At 45.9% G+C, this 664-nt stretch carries 1 protein-coding gene; it reads left to right on the top strand.

What is annotated here, in order from left to right; translation table 11 throughout:
- Nucleotides 1-75: 75 nt before the first annotated feature.
- Nucleotides 76-664: IS110 family transposase (locus A136_RS10720; RefSeq protein ID WP_017065581.1), on the top strand; the 589-nt coding region annotated here is incomplete at its 3' end.

Below are 664 nucleotides of genomic sequence, written 5' to 3'. Positions count from 1 at the left end.
CCTAACGAATGACATGGATTCCCCCTACCGAGGATCTGCCACACTTATGTGGTACTTAAATGCATCGGAGGCACCATGTCTGATTATTCTTATTTCTGCGGTATCGACCTAGCTAAAAACCACTTTAGTCTTCATGCCGTAGACCAAAATGGTAAGGTCATACTTCATAAGTCAGTAACCCGCTCTAAACTACTGACTACAATAGCAAATATGCCACTCATGCGTATAGGCGTTGAAGCGTGTGGTGGTGCACATTATTGGGCAAGAACACTCAATAAACTGGGTCATGACGCCCGCATCATGGCCGTTAAATACGTGGTTCCTTATCGAACTAAAGGGAAGAACGACCTTAATGATGCAGTAGCTATCTGCGAAGCTGTTCAGCGACCATCCACTCGCTTTGTGCCCGTAAAATCACCAGAGCAACAAGCCATCCTATCGGTACATAGAATGAGAGAGCATTGGGTTCGTGAACGCACCGCGCTTATGAATCGTATGCGCGCCCTACTTTCTGAGTTCGGGTTGATCATTCCCGTTGGTCGCTCTTCATTGATGAAACACGTTCCCTTAATGCTTGAAGATGCAGAAAATGAACTGCCACATCTCGCAAGAACGGTGATTGCCGATGCTTATCACCACCTTGGTGAATTAAATCAACGTATCA

Source organism: Vibrio crassostreae 9ZC13 (genome assembly GCF_000272045.2).
In the GTDB taxonomy this organism is placed as follows: Bacteria; Pseudomonadota; Gammaproteobacteria; order Enterobacterales; family Vibrionaceae; genus Vibrio; species Vibrio crassostreae_C.
The sequence above is the reverse complement of the archived record's forward strand: the minus strand, read 5'-3'. Positions and strand labels throughout refer to the sequence as shown.